The organism is Alphaproteobacteria bacterium, assembly GCA_017302575.1.
Taxonomy (GTDB): domain Bacteria; phylum Pseudomonadota; class Alphaproteobacteria; order Rickettsiales; family UBA3002; genus JAFLDD01.
The window spans coordinates 991220-1008425 of record JAFLDD010000001.1 but is presented as its reverse complement, the minus strand read 5'-3'; the positions used below and the strand labels follow the sequence as shown (position 1 = coordinate 1008425).

At 51.9% G+C, this 17206-nt stretch carries 15 protein-coding genes; 3 read left to right on the top strand and 12 right to left on the bottom strand.

The window, feature by feature from the left end:
* Position 1 precedes the first annotated feature (1 nt).
* From J0M34_05200 to J0M34_05160, 9 genes are read right to left on the bottom strand one after another with little or no spacing between them, the layout of a single operon-like run.
* Positions 2-1672 carry an alpha-keto acid decarboxylase family protein gene (locus tag J0M34_05200; protein MBN8543644.1) on the bottom strand — a complete coding sequence of 557 codons (1671 nt, stop codon included), beginning with the start codon at positions 1670-1672 and terminating at the stop codon, positions 2-4.
* Positions 1673-1712: 40 nt separating this feature from the next.
* A complete protein-coding gene (locus J0M34_05195) occupies positions 1713-2591 on the bottom strand; it encodes a hydroxymethylglutaryl-CoA lyase (protein ID MBN8543643.1) in 879 nt (292 codons plus the stop codon).
* Positions 2588-3100: a biotin/lipoyl-binding protein gene (locus tag J0M34_05190; GenBank protein MBN8543642.1), complete on the bottom strand. Its 513-nt coding sequence runs from the start codon at positions 3098-3100 to the stop codon at positions 2588-2590. The genes J0M34_05195 and J0M34_05190 overlap by 4 nt, the downstream gene beginning before the upstream one ends.
* Positions 3097-4599, bottom strand: a complete 1503-nt coding sequence (locus J0M34_05185) for an ATP-grasp domain-containing protein (protein MBN8543641.1) — start codon at positions 4597-4599, stop codon at positions 3097-3099. The genes J0M34_05190 and J0M34_05185 overlap by 4 nt, the downstream gene beginning before the upstream one ends.
* Positions 4596-5384, bottom strand: a complete 789-nt coding sequence (locus J0M34_05180; protein MBN8543640.1) for an enoyl-CoA hydratase/isomerase family protein — start codon at positions 5382-5384, stop codon at positions 4596-4598. The genes J0M34_05185 and J0M34_05180 overlap by 4 nt, the downstream gene beginning before the upstream one ends.
* Position 5385: 1 nt before the next feature.
* A complete protein-coding gene (locus J0M34_05175) occupies positions 5386-6999 on the bottom strand; it encodes a methylcrotonoyl-CoA carboxylase (GenBank protein MBN8543639.1) in 1614 nt (537 codons plus the stop codon).
* Complete coding sequence (locus tag J0M34_05170; protein ID MBN8543638.1) at positions 6999-8516, bottom strand: aldehyde dehydrogenase family protein; 1518 nt, start codon at positions 8514-8516, stop codon at positions 6999-7001. The genes J0M34_05175 and J0M34_05170 overlap by 1 nt, the downstream gene beginning before the upstream one ends.
* A gap of 8 nt (positions 8517-8524) precedes the next feature.
* On the bottom strand, positions 8525-9679 hold the full coding sequence (locus tag J0M34_05165; GenBank protein MBN8543637.1) for an acyl-CoA dehydrogenase family protein: 1155 nt from the start codon (positions 9677-9679) through the stop codon (positions 8525-8527).
* 9 nt (positions 9680-9688) lie between these two features.
* Positions 9689-11377: an AMP-binding protein gene (locus J0M34_05160; GenBank protein ID MBN8543636.1), complete on the bottom strand. Its 1689-nt coding sequence runs from the start codon at positions 11375-11377 to the stop codon at positions 9689-9691.
* A 61-nt stretch (positions 11378-11438) separates the two neighbouring features.
* On the opposite strand from J0M34_05160, the gene J0M34_05155 reads away from it, so the two are divergent.
* Entirely contained in the window at positions 11439-11894 is a 456-nt protein-coding gene (locus tag J0M34_05155) for a MaoC family dehydratase (GenBank protein MBN8543635.1), read from the top strand.
* On the opposite strand, the gene J0M34_05150 is transcribed toward J0M34_05155, so the two are convergent.
* Entirely contained in the window at positions 11891-12928 is a 1038-nt protein-coding gene (locus tag J0M34_05150) for a hypothetical protein (GenBank protein ID MBN8543634.1), read from the bottom strand. The two genes, J0M34_05155 and J0M34_05150, sit on opposite strands and share 4 nt — an antisense overlap.
* Positions 12929-13054: 126 nt before the next feature.
* Here J0M34_05150 and tdh point away from each other — a divergent pair, with 126 nt between their 5' ends.
* Positions 13055-14083 carry an L-threonine 3-dehydrogenase gene (gene tdh, locus J0M34_05145; GenBank protein ID MBN8543633.1) on the top strand — a complete coding sequence of 343 codons (1029 nt, stop codon included), beginning with the start codon at positions 13055-13057 and terminating at the stop codon, positions 14081-14083.
* Complete coding sequence (locus tag J0M34_05140) at positions 14080-15267, top strand: glycine C-acetyltransferase (protein ID MBN8543632.1); 1188 nt, start codon at positions 14080-14082, stop codon at positions 15265-15267. Before tdh ends, J0M34_05140 begins: the two co-directional genes overlap by 4 nt.
* Here the strand turns inward: J0M34_05140 and J0M34_05135 are convergent.
* Together J0M34_05135 and J0M34_05130 are read right to left on the bottom strand one after the other, a co-directional pair.
* Complete coding sequence (locus J0M34_05135; GenBank protein ID MBN8543631.1) at positions 15260-16261, bottom strand: hypothetical protein; 1002 nt, start codon at positions 16259-16261, stop codon at positions 15260-15262. The two genes, J0M34_05140 and J0M34_05135, sit on opposite strands and share 8 nt — an antisense overlap.
* Positions 16262-16329: 68 nt before the next feature.
* Positions 16330-17178, bottom strand: a complete 849-nt coding sequence (locus J0M34_05130; GenBank protein ID MBN8543630.1) for a phenylalanine 4-monooxygenase — start codon at positions 17176-17178, stop codon at positions 16330-16332.
* Positions 17179-17206: the final 28 nt, after the last annotated feature.

Sequence of the window (17206 nt, the reverse complement as noted above, 5' to 3'; positions counted from 1 at the left end):
ACTACGCGCTGCGTTTGTCTTTATCGCGCAATTTACCCAGTTCTTCGCCAACACGCTTGAGGCTTGGACTGCAATCATTGCGCGGTATGACAACCTCAATCAGATACATCTGATCATCCTTAAGTGCGGCTTGAATCGCCGTTTCCAGCTCACCATTGGTTGTCACTTTATACGCCATGCCACCGCCAAAGAGATCGGTAAGTTTGGTGTAATTCCAACGCAGAATCTCGTTGAACGGCCCATCGAGAATGAAGCGCTGTGTGCCATAACCATCGTTATTGATGACAAACACGATTGGCTTCATGCCAAATTTAACAGCCGTGGAAAGCTCAATTCCCGTCATCTGGAAGGCACCGTCTCCGACAATGGCGAATACGCGGTTATCAGGGCGCGCAGCCATCGCGCCAATCGCCGCAGGAACAGCAAACCCCATCGAGAGATAGTAGGCATCTGCCAGAAAGTAGCTGGCATTACGCGTACGCAACTTCATCGCACCGAAGAGTGAATCGCCCGTGTCACACGTAATCGTATCGTTCTCGCCCACGGACAATCCCAGAATACGGAAGAAGTTCTCCATCGTAACGGGTTGGTTGCGGTCTTTATCGGTGAGTGGCTCTGGCTCAGGTGCTGGTTTTGGCAGAGCCGAAAGTTGGCGTGGCTTGATGGGTGCTGCAAGCAGGCGTTCAAGCAATTCCTTGAGAACAACATGCTCATAGCTGCGGTAACCGATGCTCATCTTCTCGGTGGTGCAAATCATCGTATTCTTACGGCGCAGCTTCTCGCTGGTGTTCATAAAGCCGAACCAAACATCCGTGATGTATGCACCCAGCATGATGATGCAGTCGGATTCCTCTACGTAGCTTTGCAGCTTCGCATCAGAGAGCGGGCCAGAATACACGCCAATGAACAGAGGGTGTGTTTCACTGATGATGGATTTGGAGAGCAGGGTAGAAGCCACAGGAATATTGAACTTAGAAGCAACTTCGAGTGCCAGCTCTTCCAGCCCATAACGGTGCAACTCAATATCTGCGATGATTACAGGTTGTTTCGCGCCATTAATGGCGGCAATAGCGTCCTCAACCATGGCAACAAGATTCTCTGGGTCGCTGGTGCGTGGCGCTTTATTGCGCGGTGCAGGAATATGGCCAATCGGCATGTCCACCACATCAAACGGGATTTCAATATAGCCAGGCAGGGACTGCTCGCGCATCGTATCCACCACGCGCATGATTTCACCCGCCGCCGTTTCAGGATCAAGCAGCACTGCGGTCGCGCAGGTCACTTCTTCATAGATGCGGCGCTGCGTATCAAACGTGCGCACTTTATGGTGCATTAATACGTCTTTGGTTCTGTCAGCAGGTGAGGGGCCACCCGAAAGCACCAGCAATGGCGACTTCTCGGCATAAGCGCAAGCTACGGAGTTGAGCATGTTCAAGCCACCCACACAATAGGTAACGCAGGCCACACCAAGCCCATGAATGCGGGCATAAGCATCCGCCGCGAACCCAACGCTTGGCTCGTGCGTCATGGTGATGATGTCAATCGGTGAAGCTTGCATCCAACGGAAGGTTGGCAAGGCAAAATCACCAGGAATGCCGAATACATGGCCAACACCCTGACGGTGCAGATAATCGAATAGAAAAGAACCAACCGTATGTTGCTGTGCGCTCATAAGAATCCTCTAGGTTGCATCGTGTGTAACGAAAAAACCCTCACTTGCCAAGCGCAGTGCGCATATAATGAGCAGCTTTTTCCAGCATTGCGATATCCTGCACATCGCAGCGAATATGCTGGGATGTTGCCCATGCGACGAGGGTTTCCATCGCGAGGTTACCCTTCGGGCTATTTGCATAGGGGCAGCCACCCAGCCCACCCGTTGATGCGTCAAACACGCGAATACCCATTTCATAGGACACTGCAACATTGGCAATCGCGTTGCCGAATGTGTCGTGGAAGTGCATAGCCACTTTTTCAAGCGGGGTGTTTGCAGTAATCAATGCATCCAATACCATGCGCGTGGTTTGTGCAGTGCCAATACCCGTCGTATCGCCAAGCGACACTTCAAAACAGCCCATTTCCAGTAGTTGGTGGGTTCGTTTCACCACATCCGCAGGCGTAAATGCGTAATCACTATAACCAAAGAGATTTGAAATATAACCGCGTACGCGCATGTCTTGTGCACGTGCTGCAGCGATCGTGGGTGCAATCGCACTAAAGGACTCATCAACGCCTTGCTGGATGTTGGCGCGCGAGAAGGATTCCGCGAGTGCCAAAAACACTACAACTTCTTTTGCGTGCGCGTCCTTTGCGCGGTCTAGGCCTTTAAGATTCGGCACGAGATAGGAAAAAATAACATCAGGGAAATCTGCCTCAACTGGTTGCAACAATGCGGCAACTTCTGCACTATTCGCCATAGCAGGAACCGCCTTGGGATGCACAAAGCTGCCGCCCTCAATGCGCTTAAGCCCTGCCTGCGCAAGCATGCGAATGAAGGTCGCCTTCGTGTGCGCATCAAGTGTTGCAGCATTAGGTTCGTTCTGCAGGCCATCACGCGCCCCAACCTCCACCAACGTAATGGATGCATCACTCATGCGCGCTTCTGAGTCACTACAACCAGCTCAGCTCCTTCTTCTACCATCGCGCCCTCGCTCACCGCGATACGCTCAACGATGCCATCGCCGCCAGCAGCAAGCGTCATTTGTAGCTTCATAGCTTCCATCACCACCAATGCTTGGCCATTGGCTACCTTATCGCCAGCCTTCACCAAAATCTGGCGAACCAGTCCAGGCATAGGCGCGCGTGGGCTAAGCGGCTTCTCTTCCGTAGCAGCGCTGCGGCCAGCACGTGGCTCACCCACCAGCAATTCTTGTCCAGTAAGCGCGATGCGCAATGCGCCCTTAGCAGTGCGTGTTGCAGCCAGTGTCTGGCGTTTCCACACACCATCAGAAATCTTCTGGGCAAGCACATAGCTGCCATCTTTCAAGCGCTCTAACTGGAAATCATAGGATGTTCCATTGCATGTAAATGACACGCTATTTTGCGTACGATTTACCGCTTCAACAGCAATAGGATGATGGCCAATATGGAGCGTTTTGTTCATCGCATCCCCGCGACGTTACGATCTGTCCACGCGGAATATTCCTGTGTCGTTTCGGTGGAGTGTGCTACGCCAATTGCTGCATCTTGCAGCAAAAGATATGCTGCAGCAAAAGCGGCGGCAGTATCGGTCGGCAATTCTGGTTCTGCTAAGCTTGCGCCGTGCGTTTTGACGAAATCCGTTGAGACCTTGCCCGCAACGAACGCTGGGTGATTTAATACGCGCAGCAAATAATCACGATTATGTGTCACTCCGCTGATTAGTGCGCGCTGCAACGCGTCGCTTAGTCGTGCAATGGCTTCATCGCGCGTCGTGCCGAATGCGACGAGTTTCGCGATCATCGGGTCATAACGTGACGAAACCACATTCCCTGCGCGATAACCATTTTCTGCGCGAATGCGGGGCAATTGCGGCAAGCTGAATTGCTGCAACGTGCCAGGGGAAGGCATAAAGTCACGCGCAGGGTCTTCGGCATAGAGCCGTACCTCGATAGCATGGCCGCGCTGGGCGATATCAGCTTGCGTGAATGGCAGCTTTTTGCCCATCGCCACCTCAAGCTGTAATTGCACTAGATCCAAACCCGTGACCATTTCCGTAACAGGGTGTTCAACCTGCAATCGCGTATTCATTTCTAGAAAATAAAATGCACCGCGCGCATCCATAATAAATTCAATCGTGCCCGCGCCCGTATAGCCGATATGCTTGGTAATCTTGATGGCTTCCGCCGCCATGGCCTGACGGGTCGCATCGGGCAGAGCAGGGGCTGGGCTTTCCTCGATAATCTTCTGATGGCGGCGCTGCACCGAACAATCGCGTTCATATAAATGCAGATGATTACCATGCATGTCGGAGAATACCTGCACCTCCACATGGCGCGGGGTGAGCAGGTATTTTTCGAGCAATACGCGATCATCACCAAAAGCATTTTTCGCCTCTGCGCGCGCTGCTTGCAAAGCTACTTCCAATTCCTTTGCGTGCTCGACCACGCGCATCCCTTTACCGCCACCACCAGCAGCAGCCTTCACTAAAATGGGGTAGCCGATATGCTCAGCTTCCTTCGCAAGTATCTTAATGTCGCGCGATTCACCATCATATCCAGGCACGGTAGGCACGCCAATTTTATTGCATAAAATGCGTGAGGCAGCCTTGTCGCCCATTTTAGCAATCACCTCGGCGGATGGGCCAATGAAGGTCAACCCAGCTTTCGTAACCGCATCGGCGAATGCAGCATTTTCGGATAAGAACCCATAGCCTGGGTGAATGGCATCCGCGCCACTGGCTTTGGCTGCAGCAATCAAGGCGGCGCTGTTCAGGTAGGTAGCCGCTAGCCCATCGCCCTCAAGCAGGCATGCGCGATCACCAATCGAGGCATGAGGTAAGTCGCGGTCATCTTCAGCAAACACAGTCACGGTTTCAATACCCATGACGCGGCATGTGGCGGCAATACGGCAAGCAATTTCGCCGCGATTCGCAATCAGTACTCGCGTGATGGCGCGCGTCATGAAGCACTCCATGGTGGCTTGCCACCTTCCAGCAATGCTTTCATGCCTGCCTGACCTTCTGCGCTGACGCGTGCATCGCTAATCGCCTCAATCGCTAAGTCATGCTGAATGCTGATGGGTAAAGCGTGCATCGTGCGTGCGAGTGACTTCGCCTTGACGCTTGCTTGTGGTGCAGCCTTTAGGAACTCACCAATGAGTGTCTCTCGCGCTGTAGGCAACTGATCACCTGATGTAATCTGGTGAACGAGGCCAATACGCTGCGCGGTTGCTGCATCAAAACGCATGCCGCTAATGAAATAGGCGCGCGCTGCACCAATGCCGATTTTTTCGATCGCATAAGGGCCAATCACCGCAGGCAGCAATCCAAGACGTGTTTCCGTAAAGCCAAAACTCGCTGTGTCCGTTGCCAGCACATAGTCGCAGACTGCCGCAAGTCCTGAGCCACCACCAAGTGCATTGCCATGTACGACACCAATCAATGGTTTGCTGAAACCCGAAATAGTGGCGAACATATCAGAGAGCTTTTGGCTATCTGCTTTGTTTTCTTCCACTGAATAATTGACCATGGCGCGCATCCAATTCAAATCGCCGCCTGCGCAGAAAGATTTGCCATGCCCATAAAGCACGGCCAGTCGCACGGACTCATCGGCATTGAGTGCACCAAATGCAGCCGTAAGCTCGCCAATCAATGCGGCATCAAACGCGTTATGCACTTCGGGGCGGTTCAGCCCCACTAGTGCTACACCGCGTGCATCGACATCTACTGTAAGGAACGAATACTGCATGTTACATCCTGAATACGCCAAAGCGTGTGGGTTCAATGGGGGCGTTTTGGCAGGCTGCCAATGCAAGGCCCAACACATCACGCGTTTTGGCAGGGTCGATGATACCATCATCCCACAGACGCGCGGTCGAATAGTAGGCGCTGCTCTCACGCGCATATTTTTCCAGCAATGGCGCACGAATGGCATCCAACTCTTTGGCCGAGAGCTTTTTGCCATCTTTCTCCAGCGCGTCTTGGCGAATACGCGTTAGCACGTCAGCCGCTTGCTCACCGCCCATGACGGAGGTGCGCGCATTCGGCCACATCCATAAAAAGCGCGGGTCAAACGCACGGCCACACATGCCGTAATTTCCTGCACCAAAGGATCCGCCAATAATCACGGTAAGCTTAGGCACATTCGCGTTACTCACCGCCATTACCATCTTCGCGCCATGACGGGCGATGCCTTCGCTCTCATACTTCTTGCCCACCATGAAGCCCGTGATGTTCTGCAAGAAAATAAGCGGGATGGAACGCTGCGCGCAGAGCTCGATAAAGTGCGTCGCCTTGATCGCGGACTCTGAGAACAATATGCCATTATTCGCAACGATACCAACGGGCACGCCATGAATTGCTGCAAACCCACACACAATGGTTTGCCCATAGCGGCGCTTGAATTCGTGGAATTCCGAACCATCAACTAAGCGTGCGATAATCTCGCGCACATCGAATGGCACACGGGTGGATTCTTTAGGTAGAATACCATAAATATCCGAAGCATCGTAAAGTGGCGCTGCATACGGTGATGTATTGCGCGCAGGTGTTTTCCAATTCAAATGCTGCACAATATCACGCACGGTGCTGAGCGCTTCGGGTTCATCCGACGCATAATGGTCTGCCACGCCCGATTGCGAGGTGTGCACTTCTGCACCGCCCAAATCTTGTGCGCTAACATCTTCGCCGGTCGCAGCTTTAACGAGTGGTGGGCCAGCGAGGAAGATCGTGCCATTCTCTTTCACAATCACGCTTTCGTCGCACATAGCAGGCACATAAGCGCCCCCTGCTGTGCAGGAGCCAAGCACCGCCGCAATCTGTGGAATGCCGACAGCCGACATACGGGCTTGGTTATAGAAAATGCGGCCAAAATGGTCGCGATCGGGGAATACTTCGTCTTGCATAGGCAGGAACGCGCCGCCTGAATCAACGAGGTAGATGCAAGGCAAACGATTTTGCAGGGCAATTTCTTGTGCACGCAAATGCTTCTTCACCGTGAGAGGGAAATACGTGCCGCCCTTTACGGTAGCATCATTCGCCACAAACATGCATTCGCGGCCATGCACGCGCCCGATACCCGTGACCACGCCAGCAGATGGCACGCCACCCTCACTTGCGTACATATCGTGCGCAGCAAGTGCAGAAAGTTCAAGAAAAGGCGAGCCAGCATCCAAAATGCGTGCCACGCGCTCACGTGGTAATAACTTGCCGCGCGTCTGATGCCGTTCCACTGATTTCGCACCGCCACCTTGCTGCACTGTCTCGATCTGTGCGGTGAGTGCGTCACGCAACCCAGTATGAAATGCGGCATTCTCTTTGGCTTCTGCCGATGAAGCGCTGAACGTACTATGAATAACCGGCATTAGAAGAACCCCAGCGCGTTCGGGCTGTAGCTGGTCAGCACGTTTTTAGTTTGGCGGAAATGCCCCAGCATCATGCGGTGATTCTCGCGCCCAATGCCCGATTGTTTGTAGCCACCAAACGCGGCATGGGTAGGGTAGAGGTGATAAGAATTCACCCATACGCGGCCAGCTTGCAGTGCGCGGCTAGCATTATATGCGGCATGAATGCTGCGCGTCCAAACACCTGCGGTAAGTCCATAGCGCGAATCATTGGCGATACGAATCGCATCGTCGTAATCCTTAAAGCGTGTGACTGAAAGCACGGGTCCAAAAATTTCTTCTTGAAAAATGCGCATATTGTTCGTGCCTTCAAACACGGTGGGCGATACGAAGCATCCTGCATCCAGCGCGCCGCCTAGCTTGGGCTGGCTACCACCAGTAAGCAGTTTTGCGCCCTCATTTTTGCCAATATCAAAATAGGAGAGCACTTTTTTATGTTGCTCGGCAGAGGCTTGCGGCCCCATCATCGTGGTGAGTTCAAGCGGATTGCCAACGGTAATTTTTTGCACACGTGCAATCGCGCGTTCCATGAACTTGTCGTAAATTTTCTCATGCACCAGCGCGCGTGTCGGTGAGGTGCAGACCTCACCTTTATTCAGGGCAAACATGGCGAAGCCCTCAAGACACTTATCTGCAAAGGCATCGTCAGCATCTAGCACGTCGTCAAAGAAAATATTGGGCGACTTGCCACCCAGCTCCAACGTCACGGGGACAATATTCTTTGCAGCATATTCCATGATAAGCTTACCCGTGGAAGTTTCGCCCGTAAACGTCAGCTTCGCCACGCGTGGGCTGGTGGCCAGCGCCTTACCTGCCTCGACACCAAAGCCATGCACCACATTGATAACGCCTGGTGGCAGAATATCGGCAATCAGTTCCATGAACAGCATGATGGAAATAGGTGTTTGCTCGGCAGGTTTGATTACGATAGTGCAGCCCGCAGCAAGCGCAGGAGCAGATTTCCATGCCATGAGCGTGAGCGGGAAATTCCATGGAATAATTGCGCCAACGACACCGATAGGCTCGTGGAAGTGATAAGCAACAGTGGTTGCATCAATCTCTGAAATGCTGCCTTCTTCACCGCGACACATCGCCGCAAAATAGCGGAAATGATCAATAACCATTGGCAAGTCGCCTGCCATCCCTTCGCGCAGGGGTTTGCCCATGTCGATACATTCCGCAAGGGCCAGCTTTTCGATATTCGCTTCTACACGATCAGCAATCGCATTGAGAATTTTGCTGCGCTCGGCGGGTGAGGTCTTGCTCCATGTTTCAAAGGCTTTATGGGCTGCATCCAGTGCCTTGTCGATGTCGGCAGAATTCGAGCGCGCCACTTTGCATAAGTGTTCACCCGTGATCGGGCTGGTATTATCAAAATACTGCCCATCCGTTGGGGCAGCGTGTTTGCCACCAATCCAGTTCTGCAAAGTTGCAGCTAAGCCAATATTTGTTTTTGCTGCATCGAGTAATCCAGACATAGGTGCTCCTATTCTGCGCAACCAATTGCGCGTGAAATAATCAGGCGTTGAATCTCCGACGTACCTTCACCGATACGCAGCAAGCGATGATCGCGCCAGAAGCGCGCCACACCATATTCTTCCATCAACCCATAGCCGCCGTGGATTTGCACGGCCATATCGCTGACTTCCCCAGCCACTTCCGAAGCGTAGAGCTTCGCCATCGCCGCCTCCTTGGTGAAGGGCTTGCCAGCATCCGCCATTAGGCACACTTTGTATAAGTACGTACGCGCCATCTCGATTTTCATATGCATGTCGGCTAGTGCGAATGCAATCGATTGGAAGCGCGCGATAGGCTGGCCAAACTGATTACGTTCCTTCGCATAGGCCAATGCTTTTTCGTAAGCGCCTTGGGCACAACCAACACCCATAGCAGCGATGCCGATTTTGCCCCGATCCAGTGTAGCAAGCATTTGTTTGCTACCGTCACCTTGCTTACCAAGCAGGTTTTCATCTGGCACAAATACATCGTCGAAATAGAGCGTCGAGGTATCTGACGAGCGCCACATCAACTTACCATGCATGGGCTCAGCGCTGAATCCTTTCGTGCCTGCTTCTACTATGAAACAGGAAAGTTCAGGCTTGCCTTCGCCGCGCGAACCACTCACCGCTTGCACGGTAATACCTGCATTCATTTTAGTGGAAGCATTAGTGATAAAGATTTTCGAGCCATTAATTTTCCAGCCACCATCCACTTTCTTAGCGGTGGTTTTGCTGCCGCGTGAATCCGAACCTGCATTGGGCTCGGTCAGGCCGAAGCCCCAGACATACTCGCCCGTGCAGAGCTTCGGCAGGTATTTTTTACGCTGTTCCTCGTTACCGAAATAATAAAGCGGGCCAACACCAAGCGAGTTATGCGCGGTAATCGTAGCCGCTTGTGAGCCATCCGCCCGCGCGACTTCTTCGCAGGCAATGGCATAAGCGAGATAATCAAGCCCGTGGCCACCATACGCTTCAGGAATGATAATGCCAAAAAGCCCAAGCTCGCCCATTTTGCGCGTCAACGCTTCGCTGAAGCGCTCTTCCTTATCGAGCTGATGGGCGATAGGGGCAATTTCCTTATCGGCAAATGCACGCACAGAATCGCGCAGTTGTTGGTGTAAATCGGGTAATTCGTAGTCCATGGACGCTCCTTAAGCGGTTTTTTGTTCCTGCAATTTCAGCGCTTCACATACCTGCTCACGCATTTTAAATTTCTGAATTTTACCACTGACGGTGGTTGGAAAGCTGTCAACGAACTGAATGTAACGGGGCACTTTATAGTGCGCCAGACTTTTCTTGCAGAATGCACGCAGTGTTTCCTCATCCAGTTTGGCCTGTGGATGGAGCTGTACCCATGCACATAATTCCTCGCCATACTTGGCATCTGGCACACCAAACACTGCCGCTTGCGCAACGTCGGGATGGGTGAAGAGGAACTCTTCAATTTCGCGTGGGTAAATATTCTCGCCACCGCGAATCACCATATCTTTTAGGCGTCCCGTGATTTTGAAATAGCCATCCGGCCTGCGAATGGCCAGATCACCGGTATGCACCCAACCGTCTTTATCAATCGTGATAGCGGTAGCCTCGGGGTTTTTGTAATAGCCGCGCATCGTGGTATGGCCACGTGCGCAAAGTTCACCCTGTTCACCATCTGAAACTTTTACACCTGTTTCGGGGTTGCGAATTTCAATTTCTACACCATCAATCTCACGCCCTACCGTTTCGACGCGCAACGCCACCGAATCATCCGTGCGGCTTTGTGTCACCACGGGCGAGGTTTCTGTCTGACCATAGGCAATAGTGATTTCTCGGCAATTCATGACGTCGATGACTTTCTTCATCACCTCAATCGGGCAGGGGCTTCCCGCCATAATCCCACTTCGCAGTTGTGGTAAGGTGCGCGGTTGCTTGCTCATTTCATCCAGCATCGCCACGAACATGGTGGGCACGCCATAGATGGTCGTGCAACGTTCTTTCTCCAAAGCCTCGAGCGTTGCGGCAGGCTGGAAATATTCCGCAGGCACGACCAGCGCCGCGCCACGGCTAACTGCGCCTAGCGAGCCCATCACACAACCAAAGCAGTGGTAGAAAGGCACGGGAACGCACATTCTGTCGTTCTCGGAAATATTCTGGCAGCCCGTCACATAATACGCATTCATCAGAATATTGCGATGGGTGAGCATCGCCGCTTTGGGAAAACCCGTCGTGCCCGACGTATATTGGATATTAATGACATCATGTGCGCTAAGTTTTGCACCGATGGCTTCCAGCGTTGCATCATCCACATTACGACTGGCTTTGAGCATCTCTTCCCATGCGAGATAGCCGCTCGGAGCATTGGGCTTGAGTGCTGCGGCAAGGCGCAATTTAGGAAATGCCTCGCTGCGAATCATCCCATCATGTGCGCTGGTGATTTCTGGGCAGGCTTCCGTAAAAATCGCATAATAATCGGAGGATTTGAACTGATCGGTCAAGAACAGCGCGACAATATCACTTTGCGCAATCGTATAGGAAAGTTCGAACGGGCGATAGGCTGGGTTAATGGTCACCAACACAATACCTGCGCGTGCGGCGCCGTATTGTAATAACACCCACTGCGGGATGTTCGTGGCCCATACGCCAATATGCTCACCTGGTTTGATGCCCATCGCAAGCAGGCCTTTGGCCACTTCCGTTACCTTCGCATCATATTCGCGGTAATTTAGGCGCAGACCTTGCTGCGCGAAGATAATCGCATCACGCTCTGCAAAGCGTGCAGCAGTGCGCGATAACGCTTGCCCGATGGTGAGTCCATCAAGCCACGGCGTGCCATGAAGCGTTGTAGAAGAAGCATTCATAAGAGGCATGAGTCATATCTGGTTGCACGGGCGATGCAAAGCGTGTTAGATGCAGCGCAACATGAGCACCTATTATTTCGAAGATTTCAGTGTCGGCCAGCGCTTTGAAACAGAGCCGCACACTACCACTGAAGCCGAAGCGCTAGCCTTTGCAAAGCGCTATGACCCTCAGCCACACCACACCGACCCCGTCGCCGCGCGAGATAGTTTATTTGGCGCACTCGTATTAAGTGGGTGGGAAACTGCCTCGATTATCATGGGGCAGAAGCTACGCAATACCCCGCTTGGACAAGTGGCAACCGGCTTGGTGGGGATAGGAATTGATAATTTGCGTTGGCCCAAAGCCGTCGAGCCTGGCGATACGTTACGTGCAACGATTACGATTATCGCCGCGCGCCCTTCGAATTCACGCCCCGATAAAGGCGTAGTGAAATATAAAATCGAAGCATTTAATCAGCGCGATGAATTAGTGATGGGAATGGAAGTGGCAGTGCTTATGCCGCGTCGTAGCGCTTAAGCGCGCTCTACCGCATGTTCGAGCTTTGGCGCTTCTGCCATGCGCTCACGGCTTACAATCTCGTGAACTTTCGCCTTTGGAGTATGGGTGGTTTCAACCACGTGCTCTTGCTCAGTGTGACGCGCGGGAGCAGGCGAATTCTTTTCAGGCTTCTTCTCTTTACCGCCAGCAAACATGCTATAAAAGATAGCATGCAGACCAGCATAAGGCAGACCTAAACCAAAATCCATTGGGGTGGCGCTGCGTGTGATGTAGTCAAATTTTTCTTTTGCATCGACTGCGACTTCACCTATTTTGATTTCGCCGTTAGCATCCCGCAGAATATCAAGCTTAATGCCGTCTTTCAGCTTTGCCTCTGAGAAACCCATTTTACGTGCGGTGCCATCAACAACATCACCAAGTTTGCCAAAGAATGCTGTTCTGGCGCCAATAATAGGTTTGAATATAGGGGATTTAGTAACCCATGATTTAGGAATCAGCACCCAAGCCAACAGAGGCGCGAGCGCGGCAAAACGTGACGTCATGCCTGCGGCAAAATCTTTGGTTGGTTCTTGCTCAATTGCTTTGTAGGAGGCTTCAAATCTCGGATCATTGGCAACCTTCTCTTTGCCATGAATCATCTCATCAAGCCCGCGTGAAATACCGATACGATTTTTCTTATCTTCAAGCACCATGAGTGGCGGAATCGTAAACATACCGCCAGCAATAATGCTGAAGAATGTCTCAAACTTATCAACGCTATATTTAAGTGCATCGAAAGCTTTTACGCTCTCGTCCCCACCCTTTGCGATATCATTTTTGAAAAAAGGATTTAGTAGCTTGGTCCCTATTTTCTGAATTGGGCCACTCCAAAGTTTTTGCCCAATCTTGGTGTATTTTGCTCCATAAGCAAAGCCGACACCACATAGTGTATTAAATACCCAATCTACTGAGAGGTACGTGCTCCACTTATGGATATGCTGGCCAGTCGTGACGATAGGCTTTTCGCCCTGTGCGCGTGCCGAGGATTCTGAAACTGTTTTTTCAGTACTCACTAATAGGTCTCTCCAACCTGTATTCTAGCAAACCCACCCCCCTAGTATTATGAAGATTGGGTTACAATTACCCCGTTGCGTGCGGGGGTAACTTCCGCTAAAACGGCATAAAATAAGGAGTTTTTCATGAAGGCACTGGTCAAAGCGCACGCGAAGGAAGGTATCTGGCTCGAGGACGTGCCCGTGCCCGAATACGGCATCAACGATGTGCGCATCAAAGTGCTGATGACCGGTATTTGCGGCACTGACGTGCATATTTATAACTGGGATAGCTGGGCGCAAAAAACCATCCCTGTTCCCATGGTGGCGGGTCATGAATTCGTTGGCCGTGTCGAGGCAGTGGGCAGCAACGTCCAGCATATTGAAGTGGGGGATTTGGTCTCCGCCGAAGGGCACATCGTTTGTGGCTATTGCCGTAATTGTATGGCGGGCCGTCGTCACTTATGCGCGAATACTTTGGGGGTTGGTGTGAACCGTAACGGCGCCTTCGCTGAATATGTCGTGGTGCCCGCGCTCAATGTTTGGAAATGCAGTGAAGAAATTCCGTTAGAGCATTACGCCATTTTTGACCCGCTTGGTAATGCGGCGCACACTGCGCTTAGCTATGACTTGGTGGGCGAAGACGTGCTGATTACAGGCGCGGGCCCTATTGGCGCGATGGCGGTCGGCATGGTGAAAAAGGCGGGGGCGCGCCACGTGGTGATAACCGATATGAACGAATATCGCTTGGATCTCGCAAGAAAGATGGGTGCCACCACCGTCAATATCACCAAGCAGAAACTGGAAGATGTCGCCGACCAACTTGGTATGACCGAAGGCTTCGACGTGGGTTTGGAAATGTCGGGCAACCCTAAAGCGCTGTCGCAAATGATTGGTAACATGGCGCATGGCGGTAAGATTGCCATGCTTGGCATTCAACCCGATAACACGGCCATTGATTGGGACGCGGTGGTATTCAAAGGCCTTACCATTAAAGGCATATATGGTCGCCTGATGTTCGAGACATGGTACAAACTGAGTATGATGCTAGAAAGCGGTCTCGATATCACGCCTATCATCACACATCGTTTTCCCTACAACGAATTCCAAAAGGGTTTCGATATCATGCGCTCGGGCAATAGCGGCAAAGTGATTCTGGATTGGAGCATGCTATGAGTAATTTCGACGCACAATTAAAGTCTGAAATTGAAACGCTGACGCAAGCAGGCACGCTCAAAACCTTCCGCCACCTCACGGGGCCGATGGACACTAAGGTGCACATGCAAGAGAAGTCGGGTGATATTCTCGTGCTCTCTTCGAACAACTATCTTGGCCTTGCCAACCACACTGAAGTCATCCAAGCAGGGCAGGAGGCGCTGAGCAAATATGGTGCGGGCACTGCGTCTGTGCGCTTCATTTGCGGTACGTTTGATATCCACGACAAAATCGAATCAGCGATTGCAAAACTCCATAGCACCGAGGCGTCGCTCACCTATGTTTCGTGCTGGGCGGCAAATACCGGCTTGATGCCATCAATTGCTGGCGCTGAGGATGTGCTGATTTCCGATGCACTCAATCACGCATCGCTGATTGACGGCTGCCGCATGAGCAAAGCCAAGCGCATGATTTACGCGCACTCTGACATGGCGGAACTCGAAGCCAAGCTGAAGGAAGCAAAAGGTGCGCGCCGCATCTTCATCGTGACCGACGGTGTCTTTAGCATGGAAGGCGACATTGCAAACCTCCCCGCGATCGTGAAGCTCGCACGTGCATATAATGCCATCATCATTCTCGATGATTCCCATGGCGTAGGCGTGATGGGTAAACATGGTCGTGGCTGCGCTGAACATTTCGGCGTAGAGAAGGACATCGACATTTACACAGGCACGCTGGGTAAAGCGCTCGGTGGTGCAGCAGGCGGATATGTTGCAGGCTCCAAGGCGCTCATTACGTACCTCAACCAAGTGTCGCGCCCGCAACTTTTCTCGAATGCGCTGCCAGCAACCATCGCTGCAAGTGCCTGTAAAGCGATTGAGATTCTAAACCGCGAGCCAGAGCGTGTCGCGCGCCTCCATGCGCTCACTGCAAAGATGCGTGAAGGCCTGAAAAAACTCGGCTTCAAACCGCATGATGGCGAATCAGCAGTGATTCCGATTATTTTAGGCGATACGGCTTTTGCAATTAAGATGAGTCAGGAATTACTCAATGAAGGCATCTTCATCACGGGCTTTGGTTACCCCGTTGTACCTGAAGGCACGGCACGTTTGCGTATGCAAATCTGTGCAAGCTTAACGGATGCGCAAATCGACTTCGCACTCAAAACATTTGAAAAAGTCGGAAAGAAATTCGGGCTTATTTAGCCAGTGCTTGCTGCTGCGGTGCTGACTCAACGCGCTGCTGATAATCTTTCTCGCGTGCAGAAATATGCGTGCGTGGCGCATGTGTAGAAACAGCAACTTCTTCTACTGGCGGCTGTTTTTTCTCTTTTTGTTCTTTGCGGTATTCACCATCCGTAAACGGCGCCACAATACGCGTAATCGGGAACATGGCGGCGGCAACCATCCACGATGTAATCGCTTCATTGATGAAATAATATGGCCATGCCACGCGGTTGGGATCACGCCCCACAACTTCAACACCATCTTTGAAAACACCAGGCGCCGTGCGCTCTAGATCAGTAATTGCATCTAGGGTTTTCGTATCGCCCGTAACCTTGGAAATGGTTTTACCAATCCAGCGACTAGCAGCGATGATAGGTTTATCAACATAGACACTTTCATTCGTTAACTTGGAAAGTTTGCTGGCTTTATCCCACACAAACCCAGTGAAGAAATAAAACGGAATGAGCGACAACACACGGCTACTGATAATCGACGTCCAGCCTTGGCGCGGTGCATCTGCCAAATCACGTTCCGCCTGTTGAATAACAGGGTCAGTGTCAGCACGTTCCCCATAAATCTCGCGGTTGTATTTATGCACGAGTTCAGAGCGCGCATCTTCCAGCCATTTCACAGGTAAAAGCACCGCAAATCCACCCGTCAGGAAGAAGCTGCGGTTCGACCATGTATCCGCCAACTTATCGCTGATGCCTGGAATTTTATCCCACTGCTTTTTCCACCAGCCACGTGCTGCCGTACCTGTATGGGTGCGGTTTGCCCAATACACAGCAATAAGGCTAAGCGCCACATTCAGGCCATAATTCACGCCTGTATAAGTTAGCCAGTTAAAACGTTTTTCACCTTCGGTAATGAAGCGTTTCTCGCCAGATTCTGAACGTAGGTCAGGGCTCGCTGCAAGCTGTGCAGGCGCGTTTCGTTCGCGGGTTATCTGTGAAGTATCCAGTGCGATAACCACTCCTTTCCACCTTCAAATTTAGCAAAATCAGGGGATTGGGAGTGTGAAGATACCGTGACAATCAGCCGTTAATCTTGGCCCTTTTGGAACAGAATATCGCTGGGTAATATGCTACCCACACCGACCGACTCTTTGGCAGCTATCTCTTTGTAAATAGGTAAGAAATCAGGCTTGGTGGCCTCTAATAGCTGCTCAAAGCTATCAATGACAAAATACGGGTTCTGGAAGGTGTCAATGCGGTATTGCTGGCGCATGATGCGCTTCACATCAAAGGCTACATGCTTAGGCGCCTCGCTTAAGCAATATTTCGATTCACCCATCGAGCTGGTGATGCCCGAACCATAAATGCGACGACCCTTGGGCGTATTAATCAGCCCGAACTCCACCGTGAACCAATAGAGTGTTTCCAGATACGGCAAATAACCATGCTGGTGGGCTTTCATGCCGCCTTCACCAAACGCATGGAAATAATCGGCAAATACGGGGTGCGCCAACATCGGCACATGCCCAAACATGTCGTGAAAAATATCAGGCTCGACCAGATAATCGATTTCCTCGGGCTTGCGAATGAAGGTGGTGACGGGGAATTGGCGTTTAGCCAAATGCGCAAAAAACATCTCGGCAGGAATCAATCCGGGAACGGTAATGAGTTTCCAGCCCGTGCGTGCTGTGAGTCGCTCGCTGATGCGGTCATAGTTGGGAATGCCGTTCTCGCCCGCGAAGTCGAGCAGCGCCACCCCATCGAGATATTCTTGGCAGGCGCGGTTTTGAAGCTCTGGCATGATGCGCTGAAGCAGGAACCGCCACATGGCGTGATGGTCTTCGTTGAACGACTCCCACTTAAAGCTACAACTCATATCCTCGGGGTTCACGTTCGAATAATCACCCCTTAACTCAAACCCAATTTCTGCGCGCATATGCACTCCTATTGCGTCGCACTATAAC